The organism is Allobosea sp. GW822-FHT05A11, from assembly GCF_058800455.1.
This window is the reverse complement of record NZ_JBXAMI010000002.1, coordinates 793,383-808,302: the sequence shown is the minus strand read 5'-3', so window position 1 is coordinate 808,302 and position 14,920 is coordinate 793,383. Positions and strand designations below refer to the sequence as shown.

Genomic DNA, 14,920 nt, shown 5'->3' with positions numbered 1-14,920 from the left:
CATGCTCGGGCTTGACCCGAGCATCTCTTGCCGGAGGAGGCTCCAGCACTTCGTTCTGCTGGAGATTCTCGGGTCTGCGCTTCGCTCCGCCCGAGAATGACGTGCTTGGCCAGTTTGAAACCGCTCGCAAGCACGGCCCCTTTCCTGCATGCTGCCCCGGCAGGGTGAAGCTGGGGGCTGCCATGTTCGATCCGACCACATTCGTGGGTTTCCACACCTGGCTGAGCCTGGTCGCCATTGTTGCCGGATGCCCGGTGGCGGCCGGGCTGCTCCATGGACACACGCGGCCGGGCTGGACGGGAGTCTTTCTCTCCACCGCCTTCGCCACCAGCGCGACCGGCTTCGGCTTTCCGTTCAATGGCGTGTTGCCCTCCCACATTGTCGGGGCGATCCATATCGTGCTGGTCGCGATCGCGGGCTACGCGCTCTATGGGCGGCGGCTGGAAGGCGGCTGGCGCCGCATCTATGCGATCATGGCCGTGCTCTCCTTCTATCTGCTGATCTTCGTGCTGATCGCGCAGCTCTTCGGAAAGGTCCCGGCCCTGCATGCCCTGGCGCCGACGCAATCCGAGCCGCCTTTTGCCGTTGCCCAGGGGATCGTCCTCGTCATCTTCGCGCTGCTGACCTGGAGGGTGGCGGTGCGTTTCGTCCAGGTGCCGCACCGGGCGGCTTGACCGGAGCAGCCGCGACATCGCGCGCCGTCCATCGACGCCGGCCGGGGGCTTTCCCTTCGCGGCGGAACCTCCTAAATCAGCGCAACGCTTGCTGCCGGCCCCCGGCGGCGGCCATGCCATTCCCGTGCGCCCGGCGCCGGCAGCCAACGGAACTCCCTCATGTCCCTCGTCGATTCCGTCCGCAAGGTGATCGTGCCCATCCACAAGGAGGGCTATGTCTTCATCGCGATCGGCCTGGTGGCGACGATCATCCTCGCCAATCTCTGGTCGCCTTTCGGCTGGATCGGCGCGATCGTCACGATCTGGATCTGCTACTTCTTCCGCGATCCCGTCCGGGTCACGCCACAACGCGAAGGACTGGTGATCTCGCCGGCCGACGGCCGCATCAGCCAGATCGCGCAGGCCCTGCCGCCGCCGGAGCTCGAATTGCCGGCCGAGCCGATGACGCGCATTTCGATCTTCATGAACGTCTTCGACTGCCACGTGAACCGGGCGCCGGTGCCCGGCCGCATTGCCAAGATCGCCTATACGCCCGGCCTCTTCCTCAATGCCGAGCTCGACAAGGCGAGCGACGACAACGAGCGCAATGCGCTGGCGATCGAGACCACATCCGGCATCGTCGGCGTCGTCCAGATCGCCGGCCTGATCGCCCGTCGCATCGTGCCCTTCGTCAAGGAAGGCGATGTGCTCGGCACCGGCGAGCGCTTCGGCCTGATCCGCTTCGGCTCGCGCGTCGACGTCTACCTGCCGACCCATGTCGTGCCGCTGGTCGGCGAGGGCCAGACCGCGATCGCCGGCGAGACCGTGCTCGCTGACATGAGCGGCAACGAGCTGGTCACGCGCAGCTTCCGCGACATCTGAGGGCGCGACCGAAGGGCAGGGTCATCCCGTGCGCGCTGCGGCATGCGAATGCCGCTGCGCAGACACGGGACCATCCCCCGAAAGGGGCGCCCCCACCTGAACGCTGCCGGGAAGAACTCACTCTCCTGATGACGGTCCCGCATCTGCGCAGCGGCACTTCGCGCCGCAGCGCGTGCGGGATGACACGCGCCGGCGCCTAGCCTGCGTCCCAAAAACCGCGTATTCCGGCTGACATGAGCGACCTGTTTCCTCCCTTCGAGCCCGAGCGCGTCGAGTCCAAGCGTGCCCGCTTCAAGCCGATTCCCTTCCGGCTGCTGGCGCCGAACGTCATCACGCTGCTGGCGCTCTGCCTCGGCCTGACCGCGATGCGCCTCATCGTCGAGGGCAAGCTGGAGACGGCGACGATCTGCATCCTGATCGCAGCGGCGCTGGACGGCATAGACGGTCGCCTGGCGCGCCTGCTCAAGGGCACTTCGCGCTTTGGCGCCGAGCTCGATTCGCTCTCCGATTTCGTCAATTTCGGCGTCGCCACCGGCTATGTCCTGTGGATCTTCGTCCTGCACGACCTGAAATCCTTCGGCTGGATCATCGTGCTGACGCTGGCCTGCGCCATGGCGCTCAGGCTGGCGCGCTTCAACGTGATGATCGACGATCCCGATCGCCCGGACTGGCAGAAGGATTTCTTCGTCGGCATGCCGGCCCCTGCCGGCGCGATCACGGCGATGCTGCCGGTCTATCTGCACATCATCGGTGTGCCCGTGCAGGAATACGGCGCGCTCTTCGTCGGCATCTACATCCTGTTCATCGCCTTCCTGACGATCTCGCGGATTCCCTGCTATGCCGGCAAGACGCTCGGCACGCGCGTGCCGCGCACCCAGGTGCTGCCGATCTTCGTCGCGGTCGTGATCGTTGCAGGCCTGCTCTTCGCCTACACCTTCGAGGTTCTGACGGTCGTCGTCATCGCCTATCTCGCGCTGATTCCGGTCAGCGTGGTGCGTTACCGCAAGCTGGAGCGCGCGCATGCCCTGCCGGCGCCGGTCGCGGAAACCGCCTCCGATAGCCAGGCCTGACCGTCTGAATACAGGTCGGTTTAGCGGTGATATCCGCTGAGCCGGGCGGCGTTGGCGCGGGTGCGTCGCGCGAAAGGCTCCAGCGTGCTGTCGGCAACCTTGACCGCCGCCGTCGCCAGATCGAACTGCCCGGGCGGGTGGAGGGCAAGGCCCCACCAGAACGCGGTTGTCGCCTGCATGGCGGCAAGGCTGCTCTCGAACACGGCCGAGGCCTTCTCCATCACGGCCTTGGTGGCTTCGCGCTGACCACGGCTGTCGCCGAAGGCGCCTTTCATCAGCAACGGCATCCGCATGGCGATGGTCAGGCCGGCGTCGGCCTGCATCGACATCAGGCGCGCCGCAAGAGCCTGCGCCTCCGCCCCGGTCGCAAGGGCGGAGCCCGTCGATTTGCGCGATCTCGGCATGGTTAGGACTCCGGTAAGCCGACGAAACCAGGAGACGTAACGCCGAGGGGAAGGGAGTCTGCCGTCAAAGGCCCGGCTTGGCAATGCCTAGTATACCAGAGCCGTCGGCCGTGACCGCATGGAACCGGCGTGCTCCGTCCAAAACCCGGAAGGCGATGTTCCGGCCGATACCGTCGTGGATGGATTTATCGCCCTGCCGAAATGCTCTAAGGCTTGATCCGCGCCGAAACCCTGCGGCCCGGATTCCTGTCGAGCAGCCTGTTGAGCCTTTTCTCCACTCCCAAACATTCCGGCTGGCGGCCGATGCTGGTTCTCGCGTCGGCGTCGCCGCGCCGCCTCGCGCTGCTGGAACAGGCCGGGCTGAAGCCGGATGCGCTGCTCCCCGCTGATCTCGATGAGACTCCGTTGAAGGGCGAGCGCCCGCGTGACCTGGCCCGTCGGTTAGCGCGCGAGAAGGCGCAGGCCGCGCGTGAGGGCGCGAAGGCCCGCGCCGATCTCGAAGGCTGCTATATCCTCGCCGCCGACACGGTCGTCGCCGTCGGCCGGCGCATCCTGCCCAAGGCCGAGATCGTCGACGAGGCGGCGGCCTGCCTGCGGCTGCTCTCGGGGCGGGCGCATCGCGTCTATACCGGCGTCGCGCTGGTGACGCCCTCAGGCACGGTCCGCGACCGCATCGTCGAGACGCGCCTGCGCTTCAAGCGCCTCTCCAGCGAGGATATCGAGACCTATCTCGCCTCGGGCGAATGGCGCGGCAAGGCCGGCGGCTATGCCGTGCAGGGCATCGCCGGCTCCTTCGTCGTCAAGCTCGTCGGCTCCTATACCGGCGTCGTCGGGCTGCCGCTCTACGAGACGGTCAATCTCCTCGGCGGCGAGGGCTTCCCCATCCGCTTCGGCTGGATGAACGCAGCCTGACACGGCGCCCATGCGGGTTGCCTGATCGCTTTTCACGATCGATCCTGCGGCCGGGAAACGCGACGCGCTGGAACGCGCCGACAAGGGGGAAGCGGAGATGACGGGACGTCTGAGCGGCAAGGTCGCGATCGTGGCCGGGGCAGGGTCGATCGGGCCGGGCTGGGGCAACGGCAAGGCGACGGCGACGACCTTTGCCCGCGAGGGCGCGAAGGTGGTCTGCGCCGATATCAACCGTGACGCGGCCGAGGAGACGGCCGGTATCATCCGCAACGAGGGCGGCGAGGCCTTCGCCATGCAGGCGGATGTCACCAAGGCCGAGCAGGTCGCCGAACTCGTCGCCCATGCGCTCGGCCGCTATGGCCGCATCGACATCCTCGACAACAATGTCGGCATCGCCGAGGTCGGCAGCGTGGTCGATCTCGCGGAGGAGGTCTGGGAGCGCGTCTTCAGGGTCAACCTCACCGGCCCGTTCCTGGCGATGAAGCACGTCATCCCGGTGATGCAGCGCCAGTTCGAGGAGACGGGCGAGGGCGGTTCGATCATCAACATCTCGTCGATCGCCTCGATCCGCCACACTGGCGTCCCTTATGCCAGTTATTCCGCGACCAAAGCGGCGCTGAACCAGCTCACCCGCACGACGGCGGCGCAATACGCCCCGCCGAAGATTCGCGTGAACGCGATCCTGCCCGGCCTGATGAAGACGCCGATGGTCGAGCATTCCGCCGGCCTTGCCGCCGTCTACGGCAAGGGCGATGTCGATGCGATGTGGGCCGCCCGCGCCGCCCAGGTCCCGATGGGGCATATGGGCGAGGCCTGGGACGTGGCCAATGCCGCGCTCTTCCTCGCCAGCGACGAGGCGCGCTATGTCACCGGCATCGAGCTCGTCGTCGATGGAGGAATCACGCTCAAATATGACTGACACCGAAAACGCCCCGCCGGCCGCCAAGCCCTGTCCGATCTGCGGCAAGCCGGCGGTCGCGCGCTTCAAGCCATTCTGTTCGGCGCGCTGCGCCGATATCGATCTCGGCCGCTGGCTCAAGGGCAGCTACGTGATTCCCGGCGAGCCGGTCGACGAGGCGGAAGAGGGCGCGCCGCAGGAGCGCGAGCGCGAGGACTGAGTTCTTCCGCCGCGCCTCACGGGAGTCGCCATCCTGCGCCACGATGGTAGCCTTACCCATCCGGCTCTGGAGTGGTTCGACAGATGAGCAGTGGTCCTGAACCTCACATCGTTATTGTCGGCGCCGGTTTCGGCGGGCTGGAAGCGGCGCGCAACCTCGCGGACGCGCCGGTCAGGATCACGCTGATCGACCAGCGCAACCATCATCTGTTCCAGCCGCTGCTCTATCAGGTCGCGACCGCTTCGCTGCCGACCTCGGAGATCGCCTGGCCGATCCGCTTCCTGCTGCGCGGCCATAAGAACGTCACGACCCTGCTCGGCACGGTCACGGGCGTCGACAAGGCCAACAAGCAGGTGCTGCTGGAGGGCGAGCGGCCGATCGCCTTCGATACGCTGATCCTCGCGACCGGCGCGCGCCATTCCTATTTCGGCCATGACGAATGGGAGCCCTATGCGCCGGGCGTGAAGACGCTGGAGGACGCCACCCGCATCCGGCGGCGCATCCTCTCGGCCTTCGAGCAGGCGGAATGGGAGACAGACGCCGAGCGGAGGGCGGAATGGCTGACCTTCGTCATCATCGGAGCAGGGCCGACCGGCGTCGAACTCGCCGGCACCATCGCCGAGCTGGCGCATGACACATTGCGCGGTGATTTCCGCAATTTCGACACGCGCAGCGCCCGTGTGATTCTGGTCGAAGCCGGTCCGCGCATCCTAGCAGGTTTTACGGAAGATCTTTCCGCTTATGCCGAACGGGCGCTGAACGGCCTCGGGGTCGAGGTCAGGCTCGGCCAGCCGGTCTCCGAATGCCGCGCTGACGGCATCATGCTCGGCGGGGCGTTTCTATCGGCCCGGACCATTCTCTGGGCTGCCGGCGTCGCAGCCTCGCCGGCGGCGGAATGGCTGGGAGCGGCGGCCGATCGGGCGGGCCGAGTCCGCGTCGAGCCCGATCTCTCGGCTCCCGGTGAGCCCGACATCTTCGTGATCGGCGATACCGCCTTCGTTGCGGGCGCCGACGGCAAGCCCGTGCCCGGCATCGCGCCGGCCGCCAAGCAGCAGGGGCGTTATGTCGCTGGCCTCATCAAGGCGCGGCTGCGGGGCAAGCCGGCTCCACCCCCCTTCGGCTATCGAAACGCGGGCAATCTCGCGACGATCGGCAAGCGGGCGGCCATCGTCGATTTCGGCTGGATCAAGCTGCGCGGGCGCCTGGCCTGGTGGATCTGGGGCATCGCCCACATCTTCTTCCTGATCGGCCTGCGCAACCGGCTCGCCGTCGCGCTCAACTGGCTGTGGATCTATGTCAGCGGACACCGCAGCGCCCGACTCATCACGCAGCGCGAGCCAGGGGGCAGCCGGGACGCGCGGTGACGCATCACGCGAACTGTTTCAAGCCGCCGATGTCTTTGTGGAGCCGACCGCATAGCGGAAGAATGGTGCCCAGGGACGGAGTCGAACCGCCGACACTGCGATTTTCAGTCGCATGCTCTACCAACTGAGCTACCTGGGCGAACCGGGAGCGGCGCAAGGCCGTCCGTGTTGGTGGGGGCGATATAGAGGCAGGCGCCCGGCCTGTCCAGTCACTTCAGCCGGCTTTCTTCACCGCGGCCGCCAACGGGCTTCCGGCCTGTGGATCGGATCGATGCAATCCGGTGCCGCCTGGTGGCGGATGCGATCCAGGAAGGCGCCGCTGCTTCCGGGATCGGCTGCGGCCGAGCACCGTGGCGAGGCCATCGATGGCGGCGGGCGCCGCGCGCGGGCCTGCCCGATTCTCCGATCGCGGCATGGCCATGACGCGACGGGGCGAAGCCGATGACATGGCTCATGACCTGGAACGAAGCTTCGTCCAGCTCGCAGGATTCGCGCTTCCAGCCGGTGGCGGTCAACACGGGCTGGCCCGGGCGACCGTGAGCGACCGGTCAGTCTTCCGAATCCTGGGCGATCGGCGTTTCGGCGGGGCGGAAATGCTTGCCGTTGATGACGCGGACCAGGGTCCGCACGAGGGCGCTGACGACGATGACCAGCGGCAACGCGATCACGGCGTTGCCATCCAGCGCCAGCCAGATCGCAAGGCCGCAGCTCACGACGATCCCGAGGACGAGCAGGAGCTTCATCTGGATGAGCATGGTCCCAATGCGGGAATCGGGCAAGTTTTGCCCGCAAACGAGGTTCATCGCCGGCTTCGATCGATAAGTCGACATGACGTTCGGAACCTGCAAAAGGCAGAAGTATGGTTGTCAGACAACTGATAACATGACAATGCTGCGCTCAGCAGGAAACCGCCATGCAGCTGTCGTCCATCGGATCCAGGCCCAATCTCGCGAGCGATGCCGCCACCGCGCTGGCGACGTCGATCCGCTCGGGCGCCTTGCCGCCCGGCGCGCGTTTGCCTTCCGAGACCGAACTCGCCCGCCAGCTCGGCGTCAGCCGGCCGGTGGTGCGCGAGGCCATCGCCTATCTGAAGGCCGACGGCATCGTTGAAACCCGCCGGGGGCTCGGGCTCTTCGTCAACCAGCAGGATTCCCTGCGCCTGCGGCGCGCGGAGATCGCGGCTTCCGAGCAGTCGATCCTGCAATTCCTGGAGTTCCGCCTCGGGCTGGAAGTGGAGGCGGCGCAATTGGCCTCGCTGCGCCATACGCCTGAGAATCTTGAGCACATGGGCGCCGCCGAGGCCGCGCTGAATGCTGCCGACGATGCGGGGGAGGACAGCTCCGCCCATGACCTGGCGCTCCATCTCGCCATTGCCACGGCCGCGCATAACCCACTCTTCCTGACCGTGCTCCAGTTCGTCTCGAGCCCGCTGCTGAACTCGATCCGCAGCATGCGCGACAAGGATCGCGGCGAGGAGGCCAACGTCGCGATCCGCCGCGCCGATCATGCTGCGATCCTCGACCGCATCCGCGCCGGGGACCCGGCCGGGGCCGGCGAGGCGATGCGCAAGCATATCGGCGAATCCTATCGCCGTTACGCAGCCCAGCTCGCCGCGGGCGGCCCGATGCCGGCCCACCCGGCGCTCCAGACCAAAGCGAAATAGGACCTCCATCGTGACCTCACCTTTCGATCTCTCGGGGCGCACCGCGCTCGTGACCGGTTCCTCCCGCGGGCTCGGCCGTGCCATGGCCGAAGGGCTCGCGGCAGCCGGCGCGAGCATCATCCTCAACGGTGCCGATGCTGGTCGTCTGGCGGAGGCGGTGGCGGCGATGAACGCTGCCGGGCACACCGCGCGCGGACTCAACTTCGACGTCACCGACGAACAGGCGGTCGTGGCCGCCTTCGCCGCGCTCGATGCCGAGGGCATTGCGGTCGACATCCTCGTCAACAACGCCGGCATCCAGTTCCGCAAGCCGATGCTGGAGCTGGAGACGGCAGACTGGCGCCGCGTGCTCGACACCAACCTGACCAGCGCCTTTGTCGTCGGCCGCGAGGCCGCCCGCCGCATGGCGAAGCGCGGCCATGGCAAGGTCATCAATATCGGCTCGCTGACCAGCGAGCTCGCCCGCGCCACGGTCGCGCCCTACACGGTGGCGAAGGGCGGCATCAAGATGTTGACCAAGGCCATGGCGGCCGAATGGGGCGAACTCGGCATCCAGGCGAATGCGATTGGCCCCGGTTACATGCTCACCGACATGAACCAGGCCCTGATCAACAACCCGGCCTTCGACGCCTGGGTGAAGGGTCGCACCCCGGCGCGCCGCTGGGGCCGCCCGGACGAGCTCGCCGGCACCTGCGTCTACCTGGCCTCCTCGGCCGCCGATTATGTCAGCGGCCAGATCATCTATGTCGACGGCGGCATGATCTCGGTGCTTTGAGCCTCCAATAGCCAACAAGCGGCGAGGGGCCTTGGCGCCCGCTCCCGAAAAGATCCAACAGGACGGAACGCCATGAAGATCACCGCCATCGAAACCCTGTGCGCCGAGGAATTCGGCAATGTGCTCTGGGTCCGCGTGCACACCGATTCCGGCCATGTCGGCCTGGGCGAGACCTTCTACGGTGCCCGCTCGGTCGAGGCGCATATCCATGACACGCTGGCCGGGCGCCTGCTCGGCAAGAACCCGCTGCATATCGAGGCGTTGCATCGCGAGATGACCAACCTGCCGATGGCGCAGTCCTCGACCGGTGCGGAATCCCGTGCGACCTCGGCGATCGACATCGCGCTCTGGGACCATTTCGGCAAGGTCTGCGGCCAGCCGGTGCATCAGATGCTCGGCGGGCTCTGCCGCGACAAGCAGCGCATCTACAACACCTGCGCCGGCACCCGCTATGTCCGCTCCAGCAACATCAAGCCGGTCTCTAACTGGAGCCTGGGCGACGAGGCCAGCCCCTATGAGGATCTCGACGGCTTCATGAACCGCGCCGATGTCCTTGCCGAAAGCCTCCTGGAGCAGGGCATCACGGCGATGAAGATCTGGCCCTTCGATCCCGCCGCGATCGAGAACCACGGCCTCCACATCACCGCCGAGCAGATGAAGAAGGCGGTCGAGCCCTTTGAAAAGATTCGCAAGGCCGTCGGCGACAAGATGGAGATCATGGTCGAGTTCCACTCGCTCTGGAACCTGCCGACCGCCAAGCAGATCGCCCGCGTGCTCGAGCCCTACAAGCCGACCTGGTACGAGGACCCGATCCGGATGAACTCGCCACAGGCGCTGGCCGAATACGCTCGCTCGACCGATGTCTGGGTCTGCGCCAGCGAGACGCTGGGTTCGCGCTGGCCCTACAAGGACATGCTGGAGCGCGACGCCGCCCATGTCGTGATGGTCGACCTGTGCTGGACCGGCGGCCTGACCGAGGGCCGCAAGATCGCGGCGCTGGCCGAGACCTGGCACCGCCCCTTCGCGCCGCATGACTGCATCGGTCCGGTCGGCTTCGTCGCGGCGGTCCACACCTCCTTCAGCCAGCCGAACACGCTGATCCAGGAATCGGTGCGCGCCTTCTATCGCGGCTGGTATCTGGAGCTGGTCACCGAGATGCCGCGGATCGAGAACGGCTATGTCTATCCGATGGAAGCGCCCGGCCTTGGTGTCGACCTGCTGCCGGCCGTCTACGAGCGCTCCGATCTGACCGTGCGCCGCTCGACGCTCTGAGACGACAGCGTTCGAAAACAAAAAAAAGCCGCCGCCGGGATGCCGGCGGCGGCTTTCGTCTTTTTTAGCGGGCCCGGATTACTCGGCCGGGGCCATCAGGGGCTCGTCGAGGAAGTCCGGCAGCTTGCCGGCAAGCGCCGCCTTCAGGCGGTTCTCGTCGAGCTCGCCTTCCCAGCGCGCCACCACCACCGTGGCGACGGCATTGCCGATGAAGTTGGTCACCGCGCGGCATTCCGACATGAAGCGGTCGATGCCGAGGATCAGCGCCATGCCGGCGACCGGCACGGCCGGAACGACGGAGAGCGTCGCCGCGAGCGTGATGAAGCCGGCGCCGGTGATGCCGGCCGCGCCCTTCGAGGAGAGCATCGCGACGAGCAGCAGCAGGATCTGGTCGCCGAGCGGCAGATGGATGTCCATGGCCTGGGCGATGAACAGCGCCGCCAGCGTCATGTAGATATTGGTGCCGTCGAGATTGAAGGAATAGCCGGTCGGGATGACCAGGCCGACGACCGAGCGCTTGCAGCCGGCCGCCTCCATCTTCTCCATCAGGCTCGGCAGGGCCGCTTCCGAGGAGGAGGTGCCGACGACGAGGAGAATCTCGTCCTTGATGTAGCGGATCAGTGCCAGGATCGAGAAGCCGTTATAGCGCGCGACGATGCCGAGCACGCCGAGCACGAAGACCGCCGCCGTGATGTAGAAGGTCAGGATCAGGAAGGCGAGATTGGCGACCGAGCCGATGCCGTAGCGGCCGATGGTGAAGGCCATCGCGCCGAAGGCGCCGATCGGGGCGGCCTTCATCAGGATCGCCACCAGCTTGAAGATCGGCGTCGAGAGCGCCTGCAGGAAGTCGAGCACGGGCTTGCCGCGCTCGCCGACCATCGCCAGGGCCAGACCGAACAGTACGGAGAAGAACAGCACCTGCAGGATGTCGCCCGAGGCGAAGGCGCCGACGATCGTGTCCGGGATGATGTTCTGCAGGAAGCCGACGACGCTCGCGTCATGCGCCTTGGCGGCATAGCCCTGGACGGCCTTGGCATCGAGGCTGGCCGGGCTGATATGCAGGCCGGCGCCGGGCTGGACCACGTTGCCGATGATCAGGCCGACGATCAGCGCCAGCGTCGAGAAGCAGAGAAAATAGATCATCGCCTTGCCGGCGACGCGCCCGACCTTCTTCATGTCGGTCATGCCGGCGATGCCGGTCGAAACCGTCAGGAAGATCACCGGCGCGATGATCATCTTCACCAGCTTGATGAAGGAGTCGCCGAGCGGCTTCATCGCCGTGCCCTGGTCCGGCCAGAAATGGCCGAGCAGGATGCCCGCCGCGATGGCGAACAGCACCTGCACATAGAGATGCTGATAGAATTTTCTGGGATGCGCCGGATGAGCGGGCGCGATGTCGATCGGGGTCGCCATGTTCTGCTCCTTGGGTCGGCGGTCGTCTTGGTTTTGTTCGAAACCGCTGCCCCTCTTTCGCAACCCACGTGCCAACCAGACCGTTTTCCGGAAATCCAGATAAACCAATGAGTTGCGGTTCAGTTCGGAATCGTTTTGCGAGCGTTGCGGGCGGAATTCCGCACCCCGCCTCTTGATTTGTGCGGGATTCCGCACAACGACAGATGGATGAGCCGTTCCGGGCGCGATCCGTGGAAGAGTGCCGCGACGCTGCGCTGGCTGGTCTTCGGGCTGGTCGTCGCGGGGCTCGCGGTCGCCTCGCTTTTCACCGCCGGTGAGATCGGCCGCAGCCGCGCCATCGCCGCGACGGAGAGCCGCGCGACGGATAGCGGCACGCTGGCGCTCGCGATCCTGCGTGGCGAGCTGGAGAAGCAGCGCGCCCTGCCGGTGATCCTCGCCCGCGATCCTGATGTGCGGCAGGCCCTGACCGGCGGCAGCCGCCATGGGCTCGACCTCAAGCTGGAGGCGATCGCGAAGGAGGCCCGAGCCGCGGTGATCTATCTGCTCGGCCCGGACGGTGTCGCGATCGCGGCCAGCAACTGGAACGAGCCGACGAGCTTCGTCGGCAACGACTACAGCTTTCGCGACTATTTCAGGGGCGCGGTCGCGAATGGAGCGGCCGAGCAGTTCGCGCTCGGCACCGTCAGTCAGCGCCCCGGCCTCTATGTCACCCGGCGGATCGAGGAGGGCGGCCGCAGCCTGGGCGTCATCGTCGTCAAGGCCGAGTTCGACCGCGTCGAGGCCGATTGGCGCGCGCTCGGAGGCCAGACCTATGTCGTCGACAAGCGCGGCGTCGTGCTGCTCTCGACGGTCGAGGACTGGCGTTTCGGGGTCGAGGCGCCACTCGATCCGGCGACCGCGGCGGCGATCCGGGATTCGCTACAGTTCGGCACCGCGCCGCTGACCTTGCTGCCCCTGCAGGAGCGCGGCGATCTCGTTCAGGGCGCCGGCGCCTTCGCCGGCCGCTATGTCCGCATGCGCCAGCCCGTCGCGACGACGGATTGGCTGCTCGAGGTGCTTCAGCCCGTCGATGCCGCGATCACCGCCGGGCGCTCGCAATCGCAGGCGCTGGTCGCGCTCCTGCTGATGCCGGGGGCGGCGCTGGCTGGTTTCGCCCTCTATCGCCGCCAGCGCAACCTCGCTCGGCAGGAGGCCGATGCCCGCTCCAAAGCCGAGCTGGAGGATCGCGTCGCCGAGCGCACGGCCGAACTGGCCGGTGCGAACGAGCGCCTCGTGGCCGAGATGGCGAAGCGCACGCGGGCGCAGGAACGGCTCTCCAATCTCCGCGAGGAGCTGGCCAAGGCCAACCGCCTCGCGACGCTCGGCCAGATCACGGCCGGCGTCGCCCATGAGGTCAACCAGCCGCTGGCGGCATTGCGCACCTATGCCGAGAACGCGCGTACCTTCCTCAAGCGCGCCGAGCCCGCGGATGCCGACGGCGCACTAATCCGCATCGTTTCGCTGACGGACCGGATCGGCGCGATCACCGAGGCTTTGCGCGGCTTCGCCCGGCGCGGCAAGGAACCGCTCGCCCCGGTCCCGATCGGCACGATCATCGACGGTGCTCTGACCCTGCTCGAAGGCCCTCTGCGCCAAGCCGGCGTGACGCCGCACGTCATCGCTCCGCCGGAGCCGGTCCACGTCATCGCCCGTCCGATCGAACTCGAACAGGTTTTCGTCAATCTGCTGCGCAATGCCATCGAGGCCCTGATGGAAGGCGGGCAGGGCGGCGAGTCTGCGCTCGCGATCACGGTCACGCCGAAGGACGACCGGGTCGAGATCGCAATCACCGATCGCGGCCCCGGCCTGTCCGAGCAGGCTCTGGCGCAGCTCTTCACGCCGTTCAGCACCTCCAAGCCCAAGGGGCTCGGCCTCGGGCTGGTGATCTCGCAGGACATGATCGTCTCCTTCGGCGGCACCTTGACCGCGACAAGCGCTCCTGGCGCCGGCGCCAGCTTCGTCATCACTCTCGAAAGGGCGGCGGCATGAGCGATTCCGCAGGCTCCATCGCCGCGATCGAGGTCTCCTTCGTCGACGACGATCCCGACCTGCGCGACGCCAATGTCCAAGCCTTGGGCCTCGCCGGGTTCCGGGCGGTGGGGCTGCCGTCCGGGGAGGCGGCGCTGGAGCGGATCGGGCCGGATTACGCGGGCATCGTCGTCACTGATATCCGCATGCCCGGCATGGACGGGATCGAGCTGTTCCGGCGCTTGCGGGCGCTCGATCCCGATATCCCGGTGATCATGATCTCTGGTCATGCCGATATCGCCACTGCCGTCGGTGCGATGAGCGAGGGAGCCTATGACTTCATCGCCAAGCCCTATGCCGGCGAGCGCCTCGTCGAGACGCTCCGGCGGGCCGCCGAGAAGCGTGCGCTCGTCCTCGAAAATCGCCGCCTTCGCGCGCTGGCCGAGCAGGGCGAGGAGGAGACTGCGTTGATCGGCGAGACCGCTGCGATCACGCGGCTGCGCCAGACCATCCGCGAGCTCGCCGATGTCGATGTCGACGTGCTCGTGCTCGGCGAGACCGGCACCGGCAAGGAGGTCGTCGCCAGCCTGCTGCACCGGCTCGGGCGTCGCCGTGAAAAACCGTTCGTCGCGCTGAATTGCGGCGCGCTGCCCGACAGCGTCATCGAGAGCGAATTGTTCGGCTACGAGCCCGGTGCCTTCACCGGCGCGCAGAAAAAGCGGATCGGCCGCATCGAGCATTCCAGCGGCGGCACGCTCTTCCTCGACGAACTGGAGAGCATGCCGCTCTCGGCGCAGGTCAAGCTGCTGCGCGTGCTGGAAATGCGCGAGATCGCGCCGCTCGGCTCGAACGACCTGCGCCGCGTCGACCTCCGGGTCGTGGCCGCGACCAAGGCCGATCTCGGCGATCCCGCCCAGCGCCGCGATTTTCGCGAGGACCTCTATTACCGGCTGAACGTGGTGACGCTGCGTATCCCGCCTTTGCGCGAGCGCCGCCGCGACATTCCGTTGCTCTTCACCCGCTTCCTGGCTCGTGCGGCCGAGAAATACCGCCGGCCGGTGCCGGCGCTGGATCGCGCGGTCGAGCGCCATCTGGTCGAGAACGATTGGCCCGGCAATGTCCGCGAGCTCGTCCATTTCGCTGAGCGTGTCGCGCTTGGCCTCTCCAGCGATCTGCCGGCGCAATCAGCCCGCCCTGACGTTCCGGTCGCGAGCCTGCCGGATCGCCTCAATGCGATCGAGGCGAACCTGATCCGCGAGGCGCTGGAGGCCAATCGCGGCGATGTCCGGGCGACGCTGGAAATGCTCGGCATCCCCCGCAAGACCTTCTACGACAAGCTCACCCGCCACGGAATCGATCGGGCGGCTTACGCGATAACGGAGTGAGC

General features: G+C 67.0%; 14 protein-coding genes, 1 tRNA gene and 1 pseudogene. 12 read left to right on the top strand and 4 right to left on the bottom strand.

Annotation, left to right across the window (positions count from 1 at the left end):
* Positions 1 to 182 precede the first annotated feature (182 nt).
* From AC1RLU_RS09080 to AC1RLU_RS09070, 3 genes and pseudogenes are all read left to right on the top strand, one after another.
* The gene (locus AC1RLU_RS09080) at positions 183 to 674 is read left to right on the top strand and encodes a hypothetical protein (protein WP_492795090.1); all 492 of its coding nucleotides are present in this window, start codon (positions 183 to 185) and stop codon (positions 672 to 674) included.
* A gap of 156 nt (positions 675 to 830) precedes the next feature.
* A pseudogene (locus tag AC1RLU_RS09075) lies at positions 831 to 1,535 on the top strand (phosphatidylserine decarboxylase); the annotation flags it as partial.
* A 233-nt stretch (positions 1,536 to 1,768) separates the two neighbouring features.
* Complete coding sequence (locus AC1RLU_RS09070; protein WP_113586089.1) at positions 1,769 to 2,605, top strand: CDP-alcohol phosphatidyltransferase family protein; 837 nt, start codon at positions 1,769 to 1,771, stop codon at positions 2,603 to 2,605.
* A gap of 20 nt (positions 2,606 to 2,625) precedes the next feature.
* On the opposite strand, the gene AC1RLU_RS09065 is transcribed toward AC1RLU_RS09070, so the two are convergent.
* Complete coding sequence (locus AC1RLU_RS09065) at positions 2,626 to 3,009, bottom strand: hypothetical protein (protein WP_113586090.1); 384 nt, start codon at positions 3,007 to 3,009, stop codon at positions 2,626 to 2,628.
* Positions 3,010 to 3,312: 303 nt separating this feature from the next.
* Here AC1RLU_RS09065 and AC1RLU_RS09060 point away from each other — a divergent pair, with 303 nt between their 5' ends.
* From AC1RLU_RS09060 to AC1RLU_RS09045, 4 genes are all read left to right on the top strand, one after another.
* Positions 3,313 to 3,921, top strand: a complete 609-nt coding sequence (locus AC1RLU_RS09060) for a Maf-like protein (RefSeq protein WP_061965502.1) — start codon at positions 3,313 to 3,315, stop codon at positions 3,919 to 3,921.
* Between the two features lie 97 nt (positions 3,922 to 4,018).
* Entirely contained in the window at positions 4,019 to 4,840 is an 822-nt protein-coding gene (locus tag AC1RLU_RS09055; RefSeq protein WP_492795088.1) for an SDR family NAD(P)-dependent oxidoreductase, read from the top strand.
* Entirely contained in the window at positions 4,833 to 5,039 is a 207-nt protein-coding gene (yacG, locus tag AC1RLU_RS09050; protein ID WP_061964244.1) for a DNA gyrase inhibitor YacG, read from the top strand. The genes AC1RLU_RS09055 and yacG overlap by 8 nt, the downstream gene beginning before the upstream one ends.
* An 83-nt stretch (positions 5,040 to 5,122) precedes the next feature.
* Entirely contained in the window at positions 5,123 to 6,403 is a 1,281-nt protein-coding gene (locus AC1RLU_RS09045; protein WP_492795086.1) for an NAD(P)/FAD-dependent oxidoreductase, read from the top strand.
* A 63-nt stretch (positions 6,404 to 6,466) separates the two neighbouring features.
* Here AC1RLU_RS09045 and AC1RLU_RS09040 read toward each other — a convergent pair.
* Positions 6,467 to 6,542: transfer RNA gene (locus tag AC1RLU_RS09040), tRNA-Phe, on the bottom strand.
* A 409-nt stretch (positions 6,543 to 6,951) separates the two neighbouring features.
* Positions 6,952 to 7,158 carry a hypothetical protein gene (locus tag AC1RLU_RS09035; protein WP_091855625.1) on the bottom strand — a complete coding sequence of 69 codons (207 nt, stop codon included), beginning with the start codon at positions 7,156 to 7,158 and terminating at the stop codon, positions 6,952 to 6,954.
* Positions 7,159 to 7,316: 158 nt separating this feature from the next.
* Between AC1RLU_RS09035 and AC1RLU_RS09030 the strand changes: the two genes are divergently transcribed.
* The 3 genes from AC1RLU_RS09030 to AC1RLU_RS09020 all read left to right on the top strand — a co-directional run bounded on the left by AC1RLU_RS09030 (position 7,317) and on the right by AC1RLU_RS09020 (position 10,113).
* Entirely contained in the window at positions 7,317 to 8,066 is a 750-nt protein-coding gene (locus tag AC1RLU_RS09030) for a FadR/GntR family transcriptional regulator (protein ID WP_492795084.1), read from the top strand.
* A 7-nt stretch (positions 8,067 to 8,073) separates the two neighbouring features.
* Complete coding sequence (locus AC1RLU_RS09025) at positions 8,074 to 8,841, top strand: SDR family oxidoreductase (RefSeq protein ID WP_492795252.1); 768 nt, start codon at positions 8,074 to 8,076, stop codon at positions 8,839 to 8,841.
* A 72-nt stretch (positions 8,842 to 8,913) separates the two neighbouring features.
* Positions 8,914 to 10,113, top strand: a complete 1,200-nt coding sequence (locus tag AC1RLU_RS09020) for a mandelate racemase/muconate lactonizing enzyme family protein (protein WP_113586100.1) — start codon at positions 8,914 to 8,916, stop codon at positions 10,111 to 10,113.
* A 78-nt stretch (positions 10,114 to 10,191) separates the two neighbouring features.
* Here the strand turns inward: AC1RLU_RS09020 and AC1RLU_RS09015 are convergent, their stop codons facing one another.
* Positions 10,192 to 11,526, bottom strand: coding sequence for a dicarboxylate/amino acid:cation symporter (locus tag AC1RLU_RS09015; protein WP_061964231.1), 1,335 nt, complete (start codon positions 11,524 to 11,526; stop codon positions 10,192 to 10,194).
* A gap of 207 nt (positions 11,527 to 11,733) precedes the next feature.
* Here AC1RLU_RS09015 and AC1RLU_RS09010 point away from each other — a divergent pair, with 207 nt between their 5' ends.
* Complete coding sequence (locus AC1RLU_RS09010) at positions 11,734 to 13,554, top strand: sensor histidine kinase (RefSeq protein ID WP_492795082.1); 1,821 nt, start codon at positions 11,734 to 11,736, stop codon at positions 13,552 to 13,554.
* A complete protein-coding gene (locus AC1RLU_RS09005; protein WP_492795080.1) occupies positions 13,551 to 14,918 on the top strand; it encodes a sigma-54-dependent transcriptional regulator in 1,368 nt (455 codons plus the stop codon). The genes AC1RLU_RS09010 and AC1RLU_RS09005 overlap by 4 nt, the downstream gene beginning before the upstream one ends.
* Positions 14,919 to 14,920: the final 2 nt, after the last annotated feature.